Raw genomic sequence first — 20,100 nt, forward strand, 5'->3', positions numbered from 1 at the left:
GGACCTTAGGCGAGTCCCATCGTTGCAGGTCAGCAGTACTCTCCACTTGTTTGATCAAGGACCGGACAAGACCCTCGTGAAAGGCCGAGGCTAAGGGCTGTCCCGCAAACATCTTGGCTCCGAGTACGGAGCAAACCTGAAGAGCTGGTGAGGTGCTCAGCCGGTGGTTGGTGAGGTGTTCAGGGACCGGGCGTACTCGGCGAGTGCGCGGAAGTCGTTCTCCCGTAGGCCGATCCGCGGGTTGACGTGGTGGAGGAGCCCGGGACCTTGATGGTGGGCGGTCACGTAGGTCTGATCCAGCTCGCTCTGCTCGTCGTCCACCCAGGCGAAAGGACGTCCATTGGCGTAGTTCACCAGCGGTCCGGTCTTCCAGTGGACTCCCTCAGGGCGTTCCTGGAGTAGGACGTCGCCGAAGTCGACGAAGGGAAGTTCCGGAAGGCCGAGCACCGGTGCGATCCACCGGTTGGCGTCGTCCATCCATGTGGTGGCCCAGCACAGCTCGAAGCCGAGCTGGAGCAGGATTCGTCCGTGCTCTGGGTTGAGCCAGACCCGTAGGGGACGTCGTCGGGACGAGAGGCCCCTGTCGTCCTCATGGGCGTCGTTCCGGGGGACTCTGAGTGTGATGTAGCCGTGGGGACGCCTCTCCGGCTTGGCCGCGTAAGGGTTGAGCGGCCCGTCCACGTCGAGGAACAACAGTGGTCGGTTCACGATTTCCCCCGGTCTTGCGCATTGTGGACTGCCCCGATCAGCGTAACTGTGGCATCGTCTCGGCATTGGGCCGGTCTGAGTGATGATCACGATGTGGCGAGTGTGATCACGGCATCGGAGCCGTCCTGGATAACCCCGTTCGCGGGGCTGAGCCCCCGCTGCTTCGGCAAACTGCTGACCACGCTGCGGCGCGATGGAGCAGATGTGGTCCACCGAGGCCGGCCGTGGAGCCTGCCGCTGGAGGACCGGGTGTTGCTGGTCACGGCCTACTGGTGAACCAATCTGACGTTGCGGCAGCTCGCTCCGCTGTTCGGCGTCTCGAAGTCGACGGCCGGCCGAGTCATCAACCACCTCGGCCCCCTGCTTGCACTCCAGCCCCGCAAGCGGTTCGCCAAGGACACCGTGCTCATCGTGGACGGCACCCTGGTGCCCACCCGCGACCACACGATCGCCGAGCGGTCGAAGAACTACCGGTACTCCACCAACCATCAGGTCGTCATCGACGCCGACACCCGCCCGGTCGTCGTGGTTGGCCGACCGCTCGCCGGGAACCGCAACGACTGCAAGGCATGGGAAGAGGCAGGCGCCAAGGATGCCGTCGGTAGCACGGTCACGATCGCCGACGGCGGCTACCCGGGCACCGGACTGGTCATCCCGCATCGTCGCAAGCATGGCCAGAGTGAACTTCCGGACTGGAAAGAGCAGCACAACAAGTCCCACAAGCAGGTCCGAGCCCGTGTCGAGCATGTCTTCGCTCGTATGAAGACCTGGAATATCCTCCGCGACTGCCGCCTCAAAGGCGACGGCGTCCACCACGCCATGCTCGGCATCGCCAGGATGCACAACCTCGCTCTCACCGGATAGGTAAGCGGGCCGCACAGCGGCCCACCATGCCCGAGGCGACTTCAAGATCTTTGCGGGACAGCCCTTAGCCCCACGCCCCGCGCTCTACGAGATCGAGAACGAGGGCCGCGATGTTCCACGCGTCGTCCTCGCCACTGTGGTGCCGGCCCTCCAGCGGCAGACCGGCGATACGCAGTGCGCCGTCCATGCCGGGGCGCTTGCGGAGCCCGTACGCCTCGGTGAACACGGCCTTGGCGTTGGTGTGCCCCGCCTCCGCCGGGCGCCCGAACGGGTACGGCACCGCGGCGGCCCGGCACTGCCGCTCGAACTGTCGCCGGTCGTAGTCGCCCCAGCTGGCCCAGGGGCGCCCCCGTGCGTCGTACTCCTCGACGAGGATCCGGCACGCCTCGGCGAACGAGACCCCGCCTGCCACCTCAGCCCGCGTCAGACCGGTCAGTGCGGTGCAGAAGTCGCTGACCCGCGAGCGTGCCGGCCGCACCAGAATGCGATGCCGGGACACACGACGGCCCGCCGCCAGGTCGACGACGGTGAGCCCGATCTCGACGATCTCGGTCACCTCCCCCGGCGGGGGCTGTCCCTCCCAGCAGGTGGCCTCGACGTCGATCACGTTCAGGAGTGCGGGTCTGCTGTCCATGCCGGCAGAGTAGGAAGCCCCGCCGATCCGGGGCATCCTTTTTTGCGGGCCCCCTTGGTTTCGCGCGCTCCGGCCCGAGCAGTCCCGCACCCCGCACGGGGGTTGTCATGTCCAGAGGGGCCGCCGGAGGGGGCCGTCGGGCCGTGATGCAGGATCGGCCCATGGACAACACCAGCAGACGCACCGTCCTCGCCTCCGTCGCCGCCGTCGCCGCCGGCCTGCCCACCCTCAATGCCGTGATAGGCAGCGGCGCCACGCCGGCCGCCGCGGCCGACCAGTACGGGTCCAACACCGAGATGTACACCCGTACCGCCGCCAAGGAGGGCACCGACTGGATGCGTCGGTTCCGTATCGGCGCGCCGGTGCAGGTCACGGACAATGCCCGCAGCACGAGCAACCCCGTCAGCAGCACGGCGGTGATCGCGCCGCACGGCGGTGGGATAGAAGCGGGTACGAGCGAGCTGTGCATGGCCGTCGCCGGTTACACGCCCTTCGACGCCAACACCGACCCGGCGAGCGCGGCGGTGCCGGGTGAACCGCAGCGGGACTACTGGATGTTCGAGGCCCTGGCCAACTCCGCCGCGCAGCACATCACCTCCACCCACTGCGACGACCCGGCCGCCCTCGCCGTCTGCGCCGGCAACCTGTACGCCGTCGCCCTGCACGGGTTCGAGGACACGGCCGTGAAGAAGATCATCATCGGCGGCCGGGACGAGCGGCTCAAGCGCAACCTGCTGGCGGCCTTCACGAAGTACGGCCTGACCTCCCCCGCGGCCAACGCCGACTGGAACGTGACCGTGGTCTTCGCGGGCGCCACCGACCCCATCAACGGCGACGACCCGGCCAACATCGTCAATCGCACCCGCACCGGCGCCGGCGCCCAGCTGGAGCTGTCCACGGCGCTGCGCACGGCGATGTTCGGTGACTTCTCCGGCGCGGCCAAGCGCAGGACGACGGCCGGCGTACCGAGCGCCAACAGCCCGTACGCCGACCACTTCTGGACCGGCTTCGTGAGCGCCGTCCGCGAGGCGATCAAGAACCACGAGCTCGGCCTCGACTCCCTCTAAGCCGATTCCTGCGGATCATCTGATGGGAACGAATCCTGACTGCCCTGCTCGCCCGGGCCGACGCCGAGGGCGACCTCAACTGGGTCGTCGCCGTCGATTCCACGATCGTCCGCGCTCGTCAGCACGCGACCGGAGCCCGTCAAAAGGGGCTCCGGCCGGCGAGCCCGCCGACCACGCGCTCGGACGGTCCCGCGGCGGGCTGGCCACGAGGGTCCACCTCTCCGCCGACGGCCGGCGCAGGCCACCAGCCTTCGTCATCACCCCGGCCAGGGCTGTGACGCGCCAGTGTTCCCGCAGGTCATGGCCCGCATCCGGGTTCCTCGCACGGTCGGCGGGCCAGGCGCGACACCCAAGCCGTGCTGCCGGACAACGCGTACTCGTCCCGAGCGATCCGTAGCCATCTGCGGCGGCGCGGGATCCGAGCAGTGATCCCGCAACCCGCGGATCAGACGACCGACCGCAAGCGCCGCGGGGCCAGGGGCGGCAGGCCGCCGGCGTTCGATAAGACCGCCCACCGACAGCACAACACCGTTGAATGCTGCATCAACAAGTTCAAGCAATGGCGCGGCCCGCCACCCGATACGACAAGACCTCGACCATCCGTCTCGCCGGACTCCACCTCGCCGCCATCTTCACCTGGCCGGCGAGGTGATCCACAGGAAAACCCCCAGTTCCGTGACCGGATCAGATTCGCCGGGTTCTTCAAGCCGCGGTGGCGAGGGAACGTCCGCCCCGGCGGATGCCCTTCTCGCTGCGGATGCGGGGCGCGTTCCTTGCGCCGCGCGGCGGCCACGTCGGGGTTCCGTGCGTGGGCGTTTCGCCGGCCCAGGCAGGCATCCCGGCACAGCTCTGGCCACCGGCGCGTCGGCCGGGCTGCTGTAGGTCTCGCGGCGTTCGCCCCGCCGACGCTGCGCTGCGCCACTCGCACGGCTGCTTCCGGGTGAACCTCTGCGGTGGCCTGGCGTGCCGAGCGTTTGATCGAGGGAGGCGACGGGTGACGCTTCGGGCCGTACATGCCGCTCCGACGACGCAACGAGTGAGGCAGGAAGGCCCCTATGTCCATCGAGGAGAACAAGAGCCTGGTCCGCCGCTTCTACCAGGAGATCGACGCGGGCAACCTGGATGCCATGGACGAGCTGGTGGCCGAGGACTATCGGGACCACTCGCCGCCACCGTTTCCCGGGTTCGGGCCCGGTCGTGAGGGACTCAAGCAGGTGTTCCGGCTGTTCTGGGAAGCCACACCCGGAACCCACGAGGTCGTGGATCAAATCGCGGAGGGAGACAAAGTCGTGACCCGCCTGATCGCCCGGGGAGTGCACGAGAAGGACCTCCCAGGCGTCCCTGCCACCGGCAGGCAGCTCACGACGACCGGGACGGTGATTCACCGCATCGAGAACGGCAAGCTGGCCGAGAAGTGGTCGGACAAGGACTCTCTCGGCTTCCTTCAGCAGCTGGGTGTCATCCCGCCGCTCGGTGAGGCATCGAAGTAGCCGGGCCAGGCCGTTTCCTGCGGCATCTCATCGTTGGTCGATGTGTGTCGTCGACGGACGAGCAGTGGGCGCGGATCGAGCCGTTGTCGCCGGACCCGACGCCGAAGCGGGGCGGTCGCCGGCGGGATCACCGGCAGGTGATCGACGCGAACGCGATCGCGTTCAAGTACCGCACCGGGACGCCGTGGACGGACCTGCCCGAGCGTTTCGGCTCGTGGACAAGGGGCCCACAACCGGCGGCGGACGTGTGCCGCCGACGGAATCGTGAGCGCCCTGCTCGCCCGGGCCGAGGGCGACCTCGACTGGGTCGTCGCCGGCGATTCCACGATCGTCCGCGCTCACCAGCACGCGGCAGGAGCCCGGCAAAAGGGGCTCCGGCCGGCGAGGCCGCCGACCACGCGCTCGGACGGTCCCGATGATCTCTGTGGCCACTGAGCGACCCGCAGTCGGTAGTGGCAGGCCCGTGCCCGGACGTGATGGCGTCGTCGCCACTCGGACCGGCGGAGTCTGTGCGTGACTGTGTGGACGGTCTGGGCGACGAGCGTGCTGAACAGGTGCCGGATCTCGTTGCACGTCAGCGAGATCAGGCCGTCCGGAGCTTGTTCTTGGGAATGTTCGTCGGCGGTGGCCTCGGCCAGGGCCCAATCACAGAAGCGGTGCCCCTTGGCTCCGGCACCGGCGGAGAGCTCCTGCCAGGCCCGGTTCGGTAGCTTCTCGACCAGGCTGTCGGCGCGGAACTTTCCCCGCGGGTGGCGATCTGGTGGTCGCAGGCGACGGCGAGGACAGAGCCGACCTCACGCCCCTCCAGCGCGGTAGACCTCGTCACCGGCCACCCAGGCCGCGGGCACGCCGGCGTCCAGCTGCACGGCCGATCATGCGGGCGGCGAGCGCAGGTTTCGTGGCGAAGCCAACGGTGTCAGGAATCCCAGCCGCACGGCAGCGATCGGTGTCGGCGCTTCAGGAGCGAAGTCGCGGATGTCGTCACGGACCGCTTCGGCGTCCCGCCTGGCCCTCGACAACAGGTGCTCCGGGCCGTCCGGGGATGCGTGGCATGCGTGCTCGGCGAGCGTCCAGCAGTTCTTGCGCGGCAGGTCCGACATCGGCCCGAGCACCGGCGCCCTCGCCCGGCGCCGTGGTTCCGCCCGGGCGAACCGCCCGGCGATACGGTCCATCAGGACCTCGAACACGTCCTGCCCCCGGGCGGCATCTATGCTCTGACGTGCAGCCGCTGCCTGATCTTCTGTCTTCACACCCCGATGTTCATCAGTAGCCGCTCCCGTTCCCGCACCGACCCCGGCCAGCAAGACCACGATCTGGCCCGGTACCAGCTCTGGAGTCGAACCGGCCGATGGACTTGTCCTCCCGAGAGATCCGCATACCCCTCGACGAGGCCGTCGCGATCCTGCTGGACCTGAACGAGTTCGTGGTTTCCCTCGACCGACTCGGATCCCGGGTGGGATGCGGAGCCGCCGACGAGTACACCGTCGGCAAATTTGTCTTCGACTGGGACGTCGCGCGGCGACTGGCCCACGCCCGAAGCGTCATCAGTGTCGCCCTCGATGAGCAACTCAGCGAGGAAGAGAACCTTGAGATCGACGACCTGGGCGAGCAGGGCCGCTTCTACACGGACACCGTCGGCCACCCCTCCCCCGACCAGCCCGAGTCCAGCTGACACGGCCAAACACGTCAGGCCGAATGGCCGCGGTTATCCCGCCTTGCACGAGAGCTGGTGCAAGGACTTCTTCGGCGCGGGGCTGGACTTCTACCAGGTCTCGCCCCTGCCCGTGGCCCAGCTCTTCTGGCCCGACAGGGGAGGCCGGTTCCCCTGGGAGGACGGGGCTGCCGACTACTGCCGAGACAACCAGCCGCTGCTGTGGATCCCCAAGCCGGGCACCCCCCGGTCCGTGGGGAGCGAGCTGAGTCCTGCGATCAGGGCACCCACGCTTCGGTGTCGCCGGGACGCCGGCCACTCGGAGCTTGCACGAAGGGGCCGTGGGGCTCTGCCCGCACTGCTGGATGGGGAGCACGGGCAGGGTGCCGAACTCACCCACCTCGATCTGCTCCACGCCCGGAAGCCCCGCCCCACGCCCGCTGGTTGCAACCAGGCACCCGCTGATTGCAACCAGCGCGGTCTCGTATCAGGGCAGGAACGTCACCTCCGGGAACGCCCGGGACGGGCCGTCGAGCAGGTGGCCTCGCCGGTGCCGTAGGTGCAGGTCGAAGAACGCGAGCGGGTACGACTGCTGGATACGTACCGCCCGAGCCGGGGCGAGGGTGCCGATCCAGCCGCGCAGTTCCTCATCGCTCATGCCCACCGCCGCCGCCAGCTGCGGGAACAGCACCTGGTTGTCGCCGTAGGACGAATGGACAGCGCCCTCGGCCTGGATGTTGAGCCGCCATCCGTGCAGGCGCGTCCAGAACTCGGCGACGCTGGGCTCCTGGGCCCGCGTGAATTCGGCCGTCATCATCATGAACGGCCGGTCCAGGTCGCCGGTGATGGTCGGCAGCATCGGACCGTCGAGGCTCAGCCCAGCCCGGACACGCGGGTCGCCGAGCATGACGAGAGCGGTCGCCGTCCCACCCTTCGACCAGCCGAACATGCCGATCCGCCGCGGGTCGATCGCGCCGGTCAGGCCCGTCGGCAGGGGCCGGCCGTCGGCATCGGGATTCCGCCCGGCGGCCAGGTCCTCGACGCAGTCGAGGACGAAGCGGATGTCGGCGGCGAAGTCCGCCGGTCCCATCGCGTGCTGCGGGTCTGTGAGGGGGGCGAGGACCCGACCGTCGGGGAACTCGGTGAAAGCGTCGTAGGTGTGGTCCACCGTCACCACCACGTAGCCGTGGCCGGCGAGTTCCTGCACCATGACGGTGTGGTCGGCTCGGTGGCTGTGCGCGCCGTGCGAGAAGACGACGACGGGCAGCTCCCGGCCGCTCCGTCGCGCCGGGGCACTCTGGTGGCCGGAGGTGAGCGGCACCTGGACGGCGTCCACGGGGAACCCCGCGGATGCAAGCAGCCCCCGCAGCGCACCGGCGGACATCCACGGCGCGAGCGGGTACCGCCGGACGTCCCGGGCGGGGTACCAGATGCTCGCCATCAGCTCCCGATGCCGCCCCGGACCGATCACGGGGTCCGGGCGGGCAGTGTCGACGAGGTGCAGCGCCACCGTGCCCACCGGGTACGGCCCGGTAGGCTCCGGCAGCGTGAGCTGCGCCGGGGCGGGCGCGCCCGAGGCCGCCACCCGGGCCGCCCCGACGAGACCGAGCGGTACGGCCGCGCCGGCCGCCAGCGCGGCTCCCAGCAGGCGACGGCGCGTCAAAGCATCTCGACCGGTGAACGGTGTGGTCACCACGCACCCTCCCTGGGACCTCTGAACCGAACAGGGCTCAATCACCTGACCGTCAGCTGTACCCGCGGTCGAACGTCGGCGTGATACGGCAGAATTCGTACGCATGGCTGCAACGCTGTCATTCGCCGCAGCCGAGCCACATCCACCCACCGGATGCAATCCAGCGCTCCATCAGTCCACTGGTTTAGATCCGCAGGCTGACGGCGGTCAGTGCTCACCGGCAGGCAGCATTGCCGCCCTACGGCGATCGCGGCGCTGTGTCAGAGGGTGAGCAGCCGGACGAGTACGACCGTCACCGTGCCTGCCGTGAACACGGACCCCAGCACCGTGAACAGCACATCGACCGCCTTCATGTCCCAGCCCTCGATCGCAAACCGGTGTGGGGCTTTGGGGTCGTATCGGACGGTGACGCGCGTCCCGACTCGGAAGCGGTTACCAACGACTCCGCGGCCGAACCTGGACGAGTACTCGCACGCGCTTCCGTCTTGGGCCGTCCAGGCCGCGACCGGGTGGTAGAACGTGGCGCCCTCGTCGCTCCGGCTGACCTCGTGGCGGACGATCCGCGCCTCGGCATTGACGCCCTCACGGCGGAGCGCGGCGGCGCGGCGGAGACCGTACACACCGAAAGCCAGGAAGACCACACCGATCGTCAGAGGGATGAGAGAGAAGAGCCATTCGCGTTCCATGTGTCATGCGACGCGTGCGCCGGGGTGTCGGTTGCGCGTCAAGCGGCCGTGGCGGTCCTCCGACGGGGCACTTCTCGACGGCCACACGGCGTCCGTCAGATCATCGTCGAGGCCCCCCGCCCCCGCCCTCGCCCTTCTGCCGGCCGCCTGACCCCGTAGGCCGCCTGACCCCGTAGTCAGCCGTCTGATGGGCTGCCAGCACTCCTTGAGCGGCCCGCGAGCCGGACAGCGATCCGCTCCTTGAACTCGCGTGGCAGCAGGCGGCGAGGTGTGGGCTTCTCCCGCCGCAGGCGACGGCCCGGCGCGAGGAAGCGGAAGCGGGTGCCGGTACTGCGGGCGGGCGTGGTGGTGCATCGGAGGACACATTCCAGCTGGTTTGGTCAACATTTACTTTTCCGAAATCGGTCTGCATAGTGGCGCCTCGAAATGTTGGCGGGTGGAGCCGAGAGGGCCTTTCCTTGTCCCAGATCAACGAAGTTGCCGCGCGTGAGGTGGAGCTTGAGCGAGTTCAGGTTTCCGTCATAGGCGAGCTGTTCGACGAGCGGCTGGCCGGGGCGCGGGAGCAACTGGCGTGCGTGCTCGCGTCGCGGTCCGACGGCGCGGGCGAGCTGTACGAGAGGGAGGTGACGGCCGGGCGGCTGGCGCGGGAGGTTCGTCGGCTGGAGGGTGCCGAGGACGGGTTGGTCTTCGGCCGGATCGACCTGGCGGACGGGACCGTCCTGCGGATCGGGCGGCTGGGGCTGCAAAGGGATTCGGACGAGCTGCCGGTGCTGCTGGATTGGCGGGCCGAGGCCGCGCGGCCCTTCTATGAGGCGACGCCGGTGCATCCCATGGGGCTGCGGCGCCGCCGCCATCTGCGCCTGGCGGGCCGCACGGTGGTGGGGGTGAGCGATGAACTGCTTGACGGTTCCGCACCCACCGGACAGGACGTGGTCGGCGACGGTCCGTTGACGGCCGCGCTCCAGGAAAGCCGCACGGGGCGGATGGGCGCGGCGGTTGCGACGCTCCAGGCCGAGCAGGACGCGATCGTGCGGTCGCCGCATCGCGGGGTGACGGTGGTGCAGGGTGGTCCGGGCACCGGAAAGACGGTGGTGGCGCTGCACCGCGCCGCGTATGTGCTGTACGCGTTCCCGAAGGCAGCCGAGCACGGCGTGCTCGTACTGGGACCGAACGCGCGGTTCCTCGACTACATCTGCCAGGTCCTGCCCTCGCTCGGGGAGAACGACGTCGTCTTGGCGACGTGCGAGGAACTGGCCGGCGTCGTACCCGGCGCCACGGACCCCTTCGAGGTGGCGCGCCTGAAGGGGAGTGACGCACTGGCCGACGCGCTGGCCGCTGTGGTCCGCTCACGGCAGGCACCGGGCGGCGACTTCGACGTCCGGATCGGGCAGGAGTGGATTCGTCTGCCGGACAGGGATGTCGCACAAGCGCGGGAGTCGGCACAGACCAGTGGTCTCGCGCACAACCGTGCGCGTCGGCTGTTCAAGGAGCTGCTGGTCGACGCCCTCGTCCGTGAGCTCGCCCGCAGTGGCGCCGAGGCGCTTGAACGTATCGACGCTCAGGTCGCGCAACTGACCGGCCTGGACCTCGACCGGGTCGTGGCAGCGGACCTGCGCCGCCTCGGTGTTGACGACGCACCCGCCACAGGGGCCGACGAATTCGACGCCGACGCCATGCGCGCCGAACTCCTGGACGATGCCTTGCTCGACAGGGCCGTCGAGGACCTGTGGCCGCGGCTCACGCCCGGTGATGTGGTCCACGACCTGCTGACGGACGGCGACGCGCTGGCCGCGTACCTGCAGCAGTTCACCGACGACCAGCGGGCCCTGCTGCGGCGAGCACCCGGTGCCCCCTGGACGGACGCCGATGTGCCGCTTCTCGACGAGGCGGCGAGCCTGGTCGACGGCCCGCCTGAGCACACCTTCGGGCATGTCGTCGTCGACGAGGCACAAGAGCTCACCGTCATGCAGTGGCGCATGATCGTGCGCCGTTGTCCGGGCAGGTCGATGACACTGGTCGGAGATTTCGCCCAGGCAGGCCCGGCGACGGTGGCCCGGGACTGGAAGGAGGCACTCGGCCCGCACCTCGGTCGGCGCTTCGACCTGCGCACCCTGACCGTCAGCTACCGGACCACGCAGGAGATCCTCGCCGCCACAGAGGACTTGCTCGCCCGGATCGCCCCGGGCCGGCCGGCGATCCGGTCGATCCGGCGCGGCGAGGTGCCGCGAACCCTCGCCGCGGAACCCGAATCGCTCGTCACCGCCCTCGTGCGGGAGCTGCGAGAGCAGGGCGCCGCGTACCCGGGCGAGTTGATCGGGGTGATCTGCGCCGATGGCAGGACGGCGCAGCTCGCGGCTGCGGGGATCGAGCAGCATGCCCGACTGGTGCCGGTCTCACAGGCGCGCGGCTTGGAGTTCGACGCCGCCGTCGTGGTCGACCCGGCCGGCATCACCGCCGCCCGCCCTGGGGGCGAGCGCGACCTGTACGTCGCCTTCACCCGGGCCACCAAGCGACTGTGCACCATCACCGTCCCACCTGCCGCGAAGATCACGAGATGAGGATGGGCCGGGAGGACAGGGCACGGGTGGCAGTCACTCGGCGTGCACGGACCACAGAGGTCGAGCCGGAACGGATCTCGTGAACGGAGTCAAGGGGGACCCAGGGCTGTTTGTGGCGGTGACAGCGCTCGACCGTGTTGCGTTGCTTGAGGCCTCGCGGTCGAGGGACCGCCCATGATCGCCCCGCCAGGTTCTAGCCGGACGCCGTCAGCAAGTCGTCAGCGACCTGGGTCCGGGCGTAGAGCACTGAACGGCCGGCCCGGTGGGCGCTGACCAAGCCGGCGTCACGCAGGGCGGTGAGGGACTGGGACACCCCGGCTGCGGACAGCCGGGTACGCCGGGCCAGTTCGGTGGTGGAGGCAGGCGCGTCCAGCTCGGCCAGTAGCCGGGTCCGGGACCGGCCGAGTACGGCGGCGAGTGCGGCGGGCCCCGTCGCGTTCCGTGCCTCCCACAACGCCCCGGTGCCGCGCGCCGGATAGGCGAGCTGCGGCGGGTCCGGAGGCGACACCCGGGTCAGCAGGCCGGGCACGGAGAAGCCGGAGAAGACTGAGGGCACCAGCACCAGCCCCGTTCCCGCCGCGGCACGGCTCAGCCCGCGCCGCCCCCGTCGCCGCAGCCGCAGTGCGCTGCCGGCCCAGGTCGCGGAGGCGTGCAGATCGTTCAGAAGGTAGGCCGCGCCGTGCTCGGCGGCCTGCCGGGCCCGGTGGCCGACATCGGCGTCCAGGGTGGCACGGATCCGCGCCCAGTAGGGGCCCAGTGCGAGCTCCCAGTAGGTCTCTATCTCCTCGGCCAGCCGCGCCAGGCGACTGGCCGGATCGGCGTACAGGGCACGCGCATGGGGGCCGAGCCACCCCTGTTCGCGTGCCAGACGGTCGAGCTCGGCGCGTACGCGTCCGGCGGGGGTGGCGCGCACGGCGGCGAGTTCCGCCGCAAGACCGGGAGCCGGTCCGGCCGGGGCCGGATTGAGGAAGTCCGGGACGTAACCCGAAGGCGGGACGAGTTCCGCCAGCCGGCCACGGTCGAGCCCGGCGGCCGTCCAGCGGGGGCGTACCTGGGCGAGCCACCGGCCGTGAACCGGATGCCCCTCGTGGCCGGAGCGCACCAGCTTGAAACTGGTGCCGACCTCCCACATCGGGGAGACGGCGAACCGCAGCTGCGCCAGGTCAGCGGCTGAGAAGGCGAGTTCGTCCTCCATGAACGGCCCCCGAGGATTCACACATGTCCGAATCAATGGCAGTGATCCTATGTCCCCCCGGATCCTTCCCGGTATGACCGAACACACGATCACAGCGCCCGCCGACACGAACGCGGGCACCTGGCGCCTCGGCGACCGCGAGGTGGGCCGCCTCGGCTTCGGTGCGATGCGCCTGACGCAGCAGGGCGAGGCGCTCATCCCCGACGCCGTATCCAGCGACCGCGCCCGGGCGATCCGCGTCCTGCGTCGCGCGGTCGACCTCGGCGTGAACCACATCGACACCGCGGCCTTCTACTTCTCGCCCCTGCGCTGCGCCAACGAACTCATCAACAGCGCCCTGTCCCCGTACCCGGATGATCTCGTCATCGCCACCAAGGTCGGTCCGGGGCGGGACCCCTCGGGCCGGTGGCTGCCCCACGCCACTCCCGCGCAACTGCGCGGCCAGGTGGAGGAGAACCTGCGCCAGCTGGGCCGCGACCACTTGGACGTGGTCAACCTGAGGATCGTCGGCACCGACTCGATCGCCGAGCGTTTCGCAGCCCTGGCCGACCTGCGCGCCGCCGGACTCGTCCGCCACCTGGGCCTGTCCAACGTCACCCCTGCCCACCTGGCGGAGGCACTGCACATCGCCCCCGTGGTATGCGTCCAGAACCCGTACGGCATCGGCGTGCGCCCCGACCAGGACGAGTTCCTGCGGACCTGCGGCGAACTGGGCATCGCCTACGTGCCGTTCTACGCGGTCGCCGGTGCCGGAGGGACGGCGGGCGCCGTCGGACAGGACAGCGCGGCGGTACGTGCCGTCGCCCGGGCACACGGCGTCGGCCCGGTGCAGATCAGGATCGCCTGGACCCTGCACCAGGGCCCGCACGTCCTGGCCATCCCCGGCACGGGCGACCCGCACCACCTGGCCGAGAACATGGCCGCCGGGACCATACGGCTGTCGGCGGACGAACTGGCCGCGCTGGACGCCGAACATCGTGGAGAGGTGTAGGGACATACCGGACGCATTCGTCGGCGCCTTGTGGCGTCACCCGGTGAAGTCGACGCTCGGCGAGCGGCACCGCAGGGCGGAGCGTCCCCTACGCCGAACGGCGGGCGCGCAGCTTGCCGAAGAGTCGCTGGGCCTGGGCTCGGCGGCGTGGATCGGCCGCCGTACGGCGTACTTGTTCGATCGTGCGCTGACCCTGCGGACTCCTCGCGAACTGCTTGAGTCGTTGGAGAACTCCTGACATGACACTCCTTTCGCCGGGGGTGCCCTGCTGTCGTCGGGCCCCGCGAGGTTCGACTACCCGGTGATCGGCGGTCCAGCCTCTTTTGGCCGAGGGCGGACCGTCGCGGCGCCACGCGGCTTGCAGACGTCCGGGAGTCTTGGCCGGCGCCGGGGCGCGCTACCTGGAGGAACGGAGCGAGCACGGCCCGGTGGCGTTGAAATGGTTGAAGCGTCACTTGGGCCGCAGACCGGGCTCGTGCCGCCTCGCCACAGGGCACCGGCCGCCCACACCATGCAACCACCGCTCTGTCCGAAGGCAGGCGCAGGCCTGTTGCGCCTGGCCATGCCCTCTGATTCCTTCGACTCCTGAAGGAGTGAGGGGCCCTTCATGTTGGCTCTTCTGGCCGTCAGTACATCTTCTGTTCGAAAGTCAGGGAGTTTAATCCGTGCAGAGTTGGATGAAATGGTCCGTACGGACGGCGGGTTCCGCCATGTCTTTGATCCTTCCCTTCGCCCTTGCGGAGCCGGCCTTTGCGGAGTCCGGGAATCCTGAGCCGGCCGCCGCCTGCGTCGCCATGTACCAAAGCTGGCGGTACACCGACGCCGCCAGCAACTGTGCCGACACGGTCGGGGTGATGGTCGTCTACCAGGACGGTGCCACCGGGCTGTGCTACACGCTGCCGCCGGGTGCTTCCCGCACGGTCGGGGAGGGGTACTTCGGTCAACACGGTCACGCCGACCACCTGGCCGTCTGCGAGGTGTCCTGACAACGCGACGGCAGGGTCGGACTGAAGAGCCTTCGTCTTCGCCTGGACCGTTGCGGCCGCGTCAATCCGCCGGTGGCTCAGGTCGTGAGCGACAGCGAGCACGCTCTTCTGCTGGGGAAGCCCGGTCGGGTCGGCACGTCCGCCATTCGTCGGCCGGGATGCAGTCGAACATGGTGGTGGCCCAGACGTTGGAACAAGAGTGACCTGGGGGCCGGTCAAGGCGTCGACGGTGATGCAGGTCGGTCCCATCGGGCGGACGTAGTGGGCCACGACGGCATCGCGGGAGAACGGAGCACCCACCGGGCGGAACCTCGTGCGCAGTTGCTTGAAGGGACCGAGTGAGCTCGCCGGTATCAACCCCCGAGGGCACGCTGCGCCGGATCGACGGCCGGGGCGGCGGCGTACTCCTCGTCGGTGACGGGGGTCAGCCAGTGGACGACGTCGTGCCGACGGTGGTCCGCGCCCGGTGCGCCGGCGGCCCACGGTCTGCCGGGCCGGCAAGGGGTCACCGGGGTCGCAGGAGGTCGTGCCTCTCCCCCGTCGACGCGGCCTCCCGCGCACGCGAGCGCCCGGCCCCGCGGATGCGGTGTGGGGTCAGGGCTTGAGGAGTGCTTTGACGGCGCGGCGCTCGTCCATGGCCTTGTAACCTTCGGCGACCTGCTCCAGCGGCAGGGTGAGGTCGAAGACCTTGCCCGGGTTGATCCGGCCCGACAGGACGCGGTCGATCAGGTCGGGCAGGTAGCGGCGCACGGGGGCGGGGCCGCCGCGCAGGCCGACGTGGGAGAAGAACAGCTCCTGACCGTCGATCGCCACGTCGTGGGGGACGCCGACGAAGCCGACGTTGCCGCCGGGCCGGGCCGAGTGCAGGGCCTGCTGCATGGCCTGGGCGGTGCCCACGCATTCCAGGACCGCGTCGGCGCCGATACCGTCGGTGAGGTCCTTGATCCGCGCGATGCCCTCCTCGCCACGCTCGGTGACGATCTCGGTGGCGCCGAACTCCAGGGCGAGCTTCCGGCGGCTCTCGTGGCGGCTCATCGCGATGATCCGTTCCGCGCCCAGTTCCTTGGCGGCGATCACCGCGCACAGGCCGACCGCTCCGTCGCCGACCACCACGGCGGTGGAGCCGGGGGTGACCTCGGCGGCCAGCGCGGCGTACCAGCCGGTGCCCATCACGTCGGAGACGGCGAGCAGGCTGGGCAGAAACCCCTCGGCCGGGTGCTCGTCGGTGGCGACCAGGGTGCCCTGGGCGTTGGGGATGCGGACGTACTCGGCCTGGCAGGTGCTCATGAACTCGCGGTTCAGGCAGTTGGACTGCCAGCCGTTGCGGCAATTGGCGCAGGTGTTGTCCGAGGTGGCGAAGGAACCGACGACGAACTGGCCCGGCTTGACCGCGGTGACCTCGCTGCCGACCTCCTCCACGAAGCCGACGTACTCATGGCCCATCGGGTGAGCCTCGTCGGTCGCATCCAGGCCCCGGTAGGGCCACAGGTCGGAGCCGCACACACAGGTGACGGCCGTGCGGATGATCGCGTCGGTCGGCTGGAGGATCTTCGGGTCGTCGAGGGTCTCGAAGCGCACATCGCCGGGGGCGTGGATCACTGCTCCGCGCATGAGGGAAGTCCTTACGTGCTCAAGGGGCGGGCTGCTGGTGCGGCCCCCGGGGGCCGCCTGTGCCCATGGGTGATTGCGTACCGGGCGCGTGAGGGAGGCGCCGCTGTCCTGGCGCGCGTCCCGGACGGGCACTCCCGGCGTGGGGCGCCGTCGCGCCCCAGCGGAGAAGTGCCACGCCTTCCAGGTAACCGGGTTTCCGCGCGGGCAGCGAGTTACCGGCGAGAGGTGTACTGCCAGTACATCCCTCCCGTGGCGGGCAGGCCGTACGGTCGAGGTGTGGACAACCGTGACGAGGTCCGCGAGTTCCTCACCTCGCGGCGAGCAAAGATCACCCCGGAGCAGGCCGGCCTGACCTCCGGGAACAGGCGGCGCGTCCCCGGCCTGCGCCGGAGCGAGGTCGCGGCCCTGGCCGACGTGAGCGTCGAGTATTACGCGAAACTGGAGCGAGGGAACCTCGGCGGCGTCTCTCCGGCCGTCCTCGAGGCCGTCGCCCGCGCCCTCCAGCTGGACGACGCCGAACGCGCGCACCTCCTCCATCTGGCCCAGACCGCCGACGGCTCCGACGCCCTCGCTCGTCCCCGGCGGCGTACCACCCGGCAGTGGACCCCGCACCGCAGCCTCCAGTGGACCCTGGACGCGATCACCGCCGGACCCGCCTTCGTGCGCAACGGCCGCATGGACATCCTCGCCGCCAACCAGCTCGCCCGCGCCTTCTACACCGACCTCTACGCCGGCCCCCACAACCAGGCGAACCTTGCCCGCTTCAACTTCCTCGACCCCGCATCCCGTCGCTTCTATCCCGATTGGGAGCTCTTCGCCGACATGGCGGTGGGCATTCTGCGCACGGAGGCGGGCCGCAACCCCCACGACAAGGACCTGCACGATCTCGTCGGCGAGCTGTCCACCCGCAGTGCGGAGTTCCGCACCCTCTGGGGCTCCCACAACGTCCGCCTCCACGGCACGGGCATCAAACGGTTCCACCACTCGGCCGTCGGCGACCTCACCCTCGCCTTCGAGGGCCTGGAGATGGCCGCGGAACCCGGCCTCACCCTGACCGTCTACACCGCTGAACCCGGCTCGCCCTCCGAAGAGGGGCTGCGTCTGCTCGCCTCCTGGGCCGCCACCGAGGAGGCCGGTTCGGCTTCGCGACATTCCACCGGCTGAAGCTCTTCAACCGCTGGCCCGCGGACGCTGCGGTCAGTGCGGTTACTGCGGCCTAAACGGAAGGAGACACCTCATGCGGGAAGCTGTCGTGCGCCGTGCCGGCGACGGCCGCGTCGACGAGTGCGAGGACACGGCCATGGTCCGGGCAACGCTCGGCTCCGCGGTGCCCGCCGGGGCCTCGCGCGTCCGAGAGGCGGTGTTCTCTTGAGCCGGATCCTGGTGACCGGTTCCGCGGACGGCCTCGGACGTGCCGCGGCGGACTCACTGTTGTCCGCGGGGCACGAGGTCGTCGTACACGCCCGGAACCAGGAGCGCGCGGCGGACCTCGGTGCGCTGGTCGAGCGCGGGGCCGACATCGTCGTGGGCGACTTCACTCAACGTGAGGCCGTACGGCGCGTCGCCGCCGAGCTCAACGAGACCGAGCCACTCGATGCGATCATCCACAACGCCGGCGTGTGGAGCGGCCCGGCGGTCATGCCGGTCAACGTCATCGCGCCGTACCTGCTCACAGCCCTGCTGCGCGGGCCGCGCCGGCTGGTGTACCTGAGCAGCGGCTCGCACTTCGGCGGGCGTCCCTCGCCGGCCGGGGTCGACTGGCGGGGGAAGAGCGCGGGGTCGTACTCCGACAGCAAGCTGTACGTCACGACGCTCGCGGCCGCGGTGGCGCGCCTGCGGCCCGGGGTGCTGAGCAACGCCGTGGATCCGGGCTGGGTGCCGACCAGGATGGGCGGCCCCCACGCACCGGACGATCTCGAACTCGGCCATGAGACGCAGGAGTGGCTCGCCTCCAGCGACGAACCGGAGGCCCTGACGACCGACGGCTACTGGTACCACCGCCGGCGGCAGCAACCGCACCCCGCAGTCCACGACGAGGCGTTCCAGGACCGCCTTCTGCACACGCTGGCGGAGGAGACGGGCACCGCGTTCTGACTGAATCCGTTGCGGCTTCGATCGTGGGAGACCGGCCCGTCCCGACACGGGTGATGCCCGAGGTCGTCGCCCGGGTCGGCGTCGATCTCGATCCGGTCGATGTGACCGACGCGGAAAACGCCCGATGGTTGCGCGCCTGCGTGTGGCCGGATCAAGCGGAGCGGGTCACGAGGCTCGAAGCGGAGATGGCGTTGGCGGCGAAGGCCGCTCCGCTGCTGCTGCAGGGTGACGCCGTCGAGATGCTGCCCGATGCCTTCGACCGTGTGCCCGCGGACGCCCTGCCTGTCGTCACCACGACCTGGGCGCTGTCGCGCCTCCCGCTCGAAAGCCGCCTGCGCTTCCTGCACCGCCTCGACGAAGCGGCGGCCGGCCGTGCGGTGGCGTGGGTGTCGGCGGAGGGGGTCGGAGTCGCGCCGACGATACCGACGCTTGGTGACCGCCGCGCCTCCGGCCGCAGCATCATCGGTCTGGCGGTGTTCGACCGCTCGGCTCTGCGCGCCGAGGCCCTCGGCCGCTGCTGGTCGCAGGGCCGCTTGCCGGCGTGGCCGGCAGACTCCTAGTACCGGTCAGGGCTGAAGCTGCGGCGAACCGGTGACGCCACTTCGCGACCGCGCCCCCGTCGCAGCCCTCCCATGGCCGGCGCCGAGCGATGCGCAGCGGCCTCTTCGCAGGCGCGGCAGGCATCGCCCCGCTCAGGCGTCACGGCTGGGATCATGCCGACCGGCCTGTTGTCCGGTCGTGCTACGTTCGCCGTGGCAGCTCGTAGGTGCCTGCCCCGGACGAGATGTGCGCCGTACCCGGCCCGCCAAGACGACGCACTCGAAGGAGACGTCATGGACGCAGGGGCGCACCTGATCGATTTCACGAGCGTGACTCCCCGGCCTCGTCCGCTGGGCGTCCGGTGGATTCACGGCTCGCCGTCGGCCAAGCACAACACCGATCCGGACATCCAGGTTCATCCGTACGACGAGCACACGTTCATCCTGCGGCAGAACAAGGCGGTCGACTACGAGGCGCCGTTCATGTTCCTGCTGTTCGGAAACGCCCGGGCGGTGCTGATCGACACCGGCGCCACCGCATCCGCCCGGTTCTTCCCCCTGCGCCGGGTGGTCGACGAACTCATCGCCGGCTGGCTCGCCCGCCACCCCCGGGACGAATACCACCTGCTGGTGCTCCACACCCACCCGCACGGTGACCACATCGCGGGAGACCGGCAGTTCACCGACCGCCCCGACACCACAGTGGTCGGCGCCGACCTGCCCACCGCCTGGAAGTATCTGGGCTTCGGCGCGGACCCTGACGCCGTGGCGCGGGTCGACCTGGGCGGCCGCGTGCTGGAGTGCCTGGCCACCCCGGGCCACCACGAGGCATCCGTCACCTTCTACGATCCCTGGACCGGCTTCCTGCTCACCGGTGACACGGTCTATCCCGGCCGGCTCTACATCCAGGACTGGCATGCCTTCGCCCGGACGATCGACCGCCTGATCGCCTTCTCCGACCGCCGACCGGTCACCCATGTGCTCGGCTGCCACATCGAGATGACCAGGCAGCCAGGGGTGGACTACCCGATCCGCACCACGTACCAGCCCGACGAGCCGCCCCTGGAGATGACGACCGGTCACCTGCGCCGGATCCAGGCGGCGATCAAGGAAATCGGTGACCGGCCCAGCCGACGCGCCTATCCCCTCTTCATCCTCTGGCCACACACCTGACGACTCCCATGCGGCGTGCCGAGTCGGGGCCTTCGGGCCCTTTGGAGACTCGGCGACGCGCTTCGGCCACGGCCTCATGCAGCCGTGCCGTTCGCTCACAGGAGTAGTCGGCCCACGCGATCTCCAGCTCCTTGGGGGGACGATTACGCTGGCCGGGTGA

20 protein-coding genes, 3 pseudogenes and 1 riboswitch are annotated in these 20,100 nt (G+C 70.0%); of the genes and pseudogenes, 15 read left to right on the top strand and 8 right to left on the bottom strand.

Annotation, left to right across the window (positions count from 1 at the left end; all coding sequences use genetic code 11):
• Positions 1-156: 156 nt before the first annotated feature.
• Entirely contained in the window at positions 157-708 is a 552-nt protein-coding gene (locus ACZ7DL_RS35405; RefSeq protein WP_470780653.1) for a hypothetical protein, read from the bottom strand.
• A gap of 93 nt (positions 709-801) precedes the next feature.
• On the opposite strand from ACZ7DL_RS35405, the pseudogene ACZ7DL_RS35410 reads away from it, so the two are divergent.
• A pseudogene (locus ACZ7DL_RS35410) lies at positions 802-1,572 on the top strand (transposase).
• 64 nt (positions 1,573-1,636) lie between these two features.
• Here the strand turns inward: ACZ7DL_RS35410 and ACZ7DL_RS35415 are convergent.
• Entirely contained in the window at positions 1,637-2,206 is a 570-nt protein-coding gene (locus tag ACZ7DL_RS35415; protein WP_470780654.1) for a 3'-5' exonuclease, read from the bottom strand.
• Between the two features lie 161 nt (positions 2,207-2,367).
• Between ACZ7DL_RS35415 and ACZ7DL_RS35420 the strand changes: the two genes are divergently transcribed.
• The 4 genes and pseudogenes from ACZ7DL_RS35420 (at position 2,368) to ACZ7DL_RS35435 (ending at position 5,182) form a co-directional block, all read left to right on the top strand.
• Positions 2,368-3,273, top strand: coding sequence for a poly-gamma-glutamate hydrolase family protein (locus tag ACZ7DL_RS35420; RefSeq protein ID WP_470780656.1), 906 nt, complete (start codon positions 2,368-2,370; stop codon positions 3,271-3,273).
• Between the two features lie 23 nt (positions 3,274-3,296).
• Positions 3,297-3,925 (top strand): annotated as a pseudogene (locus ACZ7DL_RS35425) (IS5 family transposase); the annotation flags it as partial.
• A 403-nt stretch (positions 3,926-4,328) separates the two neighbouring features.
• Positions 4,329-4,763: an ester cyclase gene (locus ACZ7DL_RS35430; protein ID WP_470780658.1), complete on the top strand. Its 435-nt coding sequence runs from the start codon at positions 4,329-4,331 to the stop codon at positions 4,761-4,763.
• Between the two features lie 44 nt (positions 4,764-4,807).
• Positions 4,808-5,182, top strand: coding sequence for a transposase (locus ACZ7DL_RS35435; RefSeq protein WP_470780660.1), 375 nt, complete (start codon positions 4,808-4,810; stop codon positions 5,180-5,182).
• 15 nt (positions 5,183-5,197) lie between these two features.
• Here ACZ7DL_RS35435 and ACZ7DL_RS35440 read toward each other — a convergent pair.
• Positions 5,198-5,935, bottom strand: a pseudogene (locus ACZ7DL_RS35440) (hypothetical protein); the annotation flags it as partial.
• A gap of 176 nt (positions 5,936-6,111) precedes the next feature.
• Here ACZ7DL_RS35440 and ACZ7DL_RS35445 point away from each other — a divergent pair.
• Entirely contained in the window at positions 6,112-6,435 is a 324-nt protein-coding gene (locus ACZ7DL_RS35445; protein WP_470780662.1) for a hypothetical protein, read from the top strand.
• Positions 6,323-6,973, top strand: coding sequence for a DUF4262 domain-containing protein (locus tag ACZ7DL_RS35450; protein ID WP_470780663.1), 651 nt, complete (start codon positions 6,323-6,325; stop codon positions 6,971-6,973). The genes ACZ7DL_RS35445 and ACZ7DL_RS35450 overlap by 113 nt, the downstream gene beginning before the upstream one ends.
• On the opposite strand, the gene ACZ7DL_RS35455 is transcribed toward ACZ7DL_RS35450, so the two are convergent.
• Positions 6,902-8,110 carry an alpha/beta hydrolase family protein gene (locus tag ACZ7DL_RS35455; RefSeq protein ID WP_470780664.1) on the bottom strand — a complete coding sequence of 403 codons (1,209 nt, stop codon included), beginning with the start codon at positions 8,108-8,110 and terminating at the stop codon, positions 6,902-6,904. The genes ACZ7DL_RS35450 and ACZ7DL_RS35455 overlap by 72 nt on opposite strands.
• Positions 8,111-8,367: 257 nt before the next feature.
• Complete coding sequence (locus ACZ7DL_RS35460; RefSeq protein ID WP_470780665.1) at positions 8,368-8,793, bottom strand: DUF3592 domain-containing protein; 426 nt, start codon at positions 8,791-8,793, stop codon at positions 8,368-8,370.
• Positions 8,794-9,251: 458 nt separating this feature from the next.
• On the opposite strand from ACZ7DL_RS35460, the gene ACZ7DL_RS35465 reads away from it, so the two are divergent.
• Positions 9,252-11,351 (top strand): HelD family protein, encoded by a 2,100-nt coding sequence (locus tag ACZ7DL_RS35465; protein WP_470780667.1) that lies wholly within the window; start codon positions 9,252-9,254, stop codon positions 11,349-11,351.
• A 193-nt stretch (positions 11,352-11,544) separates the two neighbouring features.
• On the opposite strand, the gene ACZ7DL_RS35470 is transcribed toward ACZ7DL_RS35465, so the two are convergent.
• A complete protein-coding gene (locus ACZ7DL_RS35470; protein WP_470780669.1) occupies positions 11,545-12,546 on the bottom strand; it encodes an ArsR/SmtB family transcription factor in 1,002 nt (333 codons plus the stop codon).
• Between the two features lie 73 nt (positions 12,547-12,619).
• Here ACZ7DL_RS35470 and ACZ7DL_RS35475 point away from each other — a divergent pair, with 73 nt between their 5' ends.
• Positions 12,620-13,537 (top strand): aldo/keto reductase, encoded by a 918-nt coding sequence (locus ACZ7DL_RS35475; protein WP_470780671.1) that lies wholly within the window; start codon positions 12,620-12,622, stop codon positions 13,535-13,537.
• A gap of 88 nt (positions 13,538-13,625) precedes the next feature.
• Here ACZ7DL_RS35475 and ACZ7DL_RS35480 read toward each other — a convergent pair whose 3' ends face one another.
• Complete coding sequence (locus ACZ7DL_RS35480; RefSeq protein WP_470780672.1) at positions 13,626-13,778, bottom strand: hypothetical protein; 153 nt, start codon at positions 13,776-13,778, stop codon at positions 13,626-13,628.
• A gap of 469 nt (positions 13,779-14,247) precedes the next feature.
• On the opposite strand from ACZ7DL_RS35480, the gene ACZ7DL_RS35485 reads away from it, so the two are divergent.
• Positions 14,248-14,523 (top strand): alpha-amylase, encoded by a 276-nt coding sequence (locus tag ACZ7DL_RS35485; protein WP_470780674.1) that lies wholly within the window; start codon positions 14,248-14,250, stop codon positions 14,521-14,523.
• 594 nt (positions 14,524-15,117) lie between these two features.
• Here ACZ7DL_RS35485 and ACZ7DL_RS35490 read toward each other — a convergent pair.
• Positions 15,118-16,134, bottom strand: coding sequence for a zinc-dependent alcohol dehydrogenase family protein (locus ACZ7DL_RS35490; RefSeq protein WP_470780676.1), 1,017 nt, complete (start codon positions 16,132-16,134; stop codon positions 15,118-15,120).
• A gap of 276 nt (positions 16,135-16,410) precedes the next feature.
• Here ACZ7DL_RS35490 and ACZ7DL_RS35495 point away from each other — a divergent pair, with 276 nt between their 5' ends.
• The 5 genes from ACZ7DL_RS35495 to ACZ7DL_RS35515 all read left to right on the top strand — a co-directional run bounded on the left by ACZ7DL_RS35495 (position 16,411) and on the right by ACZ7DL_RS35515 (position 19,940).
• Positions 16,411-17,298, top strand: coding sequence for a helix-turn-helix transcriptional regulator (locus tag ACZ7DL_RS35495; RefSeq protein WP_470780678.1), 888 nt, complete (start codon positions 16,411-16,413; stop codon positions 17,296-17,298).
• Positions 17,299-17,371: 73 nt separating this feature from the next.
• A complete protein-coding gene (locus ACZ7DL_RS35500; RefSeq protein ID WP_470780680.1) occupies positions 17,372-17,506 on the top strand; it encodes a hypothetical protein in 135 nt (44 codons plus the stop codon).
• The gene (locus tag ACZ7DL_RS35505) at positions 17,503-18,228 is read left to right on the top strand and encodes an SDR family NAD(P)-dependent oxidoreductase (RefSeq protein ID WP_470780682.1); all 726 of its coding nucleotides are present in this window, start codon (positions 17,503-17,505) and stop codon (positions 18,226-18,228) included. The genes ACZ7DL_RS35500 and ACZ7DL_RS35505 overlap by 4 nt, the downstream gene beginning before the upstream one ends.
• 20 nt (positions 18,229-18,248) lie before the next feature.
• A complete protein-coding gene (locus tag ACZ7DL_RS35510) occupies positions 18,249-18,788 on the top strand; it encodes a DUF2332 family protein (RefSeq protein WP_470780787.1) in 540 nt (179 codons plus the stop codon).
• Positions 18,789-18,977: 189 nt separating this feature from the next.
• Positions 18,978-19,048, top strand: a riboswitch (guanidine-III (ykkC-III) riboswitch).
• A 13-nt stretch (positions 19,049-19,061) separates the two neighbouring features.
• Complete coding sequence (locus tag ACZ7DL_RS35515) at positions 19,062-19,940, top strand: MBL fold metallo-hydrolase (RefSeq protein ID WP_470780684.1); 879 nt, start codon at positions 19,062-19,064, stop codon at positions 19,938-19,940.
• Positions 19,941-20,100 lie beyond the last annotated feature (160 nt).

The sequence above is a fragment of the Streptomyces sp. NPDC036984 genome, from assembly GCF_055607665.1.

Excerpts from the sequence above, each read along its gene's own strand:
- ACZ7DL_RS35420 (WP_470780656.1), top strand. The coding sequence starts at position 2,368 with ATGGACAACACCAGCAGACGCACCGTCCTCGCCTCCGTCGCCGCCGTC.
- ACZ7DL_RS35445 (WP_470780662.1), top strand. The coding sequence starts at position 6,112 with ATGGACTTGTCCTCCCGAGAGATCCGCATACCCCTCGACGAGGCCGTC.
- ACZ7DL_RS35515 (WP_470780684.1), top strand. The coding sequence starts at position 19,062 with ATGGACGCAGGGGCGCACCTGATCGATTTCACGAGCGTGACTCCCCGG.
- ACZ7DL_RS35460 (WP_470780665.1), bottom strand. The coding sequence starts at position 8,793 with ATGGAACGCGAATGGCTCTTCTCTCTCATCCCTCTGACGATCGGTGTG.
- ACZ7DL_RS35470 (WP_470780669.1), bottom strand. The coding sequence starts at position 12,546 with ATGGAGGACGAACTCGCCTTCTCAGCCGCTGACCTGGCGCAGCTGCGG.
- ACZ7DL_RS35430 (WP_470780658.1), top strand. The coding sequence starts at position 4,329 with ATGTCCATCGAGGAGAACAAGAGCCTGGTCCGCCGCTTCTACCAGGAG.
- ACZ7DL_RS35475 (WP_470780671.1), top strand. The coding sequence starts at position 12,620 with ATGACCGAACACACGATCACAGCGCCCGCCGACACGAACGCGGGCACC.
- ACZ7DL_RS35450 (WP_470780663.1), top strand. The coding sequence starts at position 6,323 with ATGAGCAACTCAGCGAGGAAGAGAACCTTGAGATCGACGACCTGGGCG.
- ACZ7DL_RS35490 (WP_470780676.1), bottom strand. The coding sequence starts at position 16,134 with ATGCGCGGAGCAGTGATCCACGCCCCCGGCGATGTGCGCTTCGAGACC.
- ACZ7DL_RS35415 (WP_470780654.1), bottom strand. The coding sequence starts at position 2,206 with ATGGACAGCAGACCCGCACTCCTGAACGTGATCGACGTCGAGGCCACC.
- ACZ7DL_RS35480 (WP_470780672.1), bottom strand. The coding sequence starts at position 13,778 with ATGTCAGGAGTTCTCCAACGACTCAAGCAGTTCGCGAGGAGTCCGCAG.
- ACZ7DL_RS35485 (WP_470780674.1), top strand. The coding sequence starts at position 14,248 with ATGTCTTTGATCCTTCCCTTCGCCCTTGCGGAGCCGGCCTTTGCGGAG.
- ACZ7DL_RS35500 (WP_470780680.1), top strand. The coding sequence starts at position 17,372 with ATGCGGGAAGCTGTCGTGCGCCGTGCCGGCGACGGCCGCGTCGACGAG.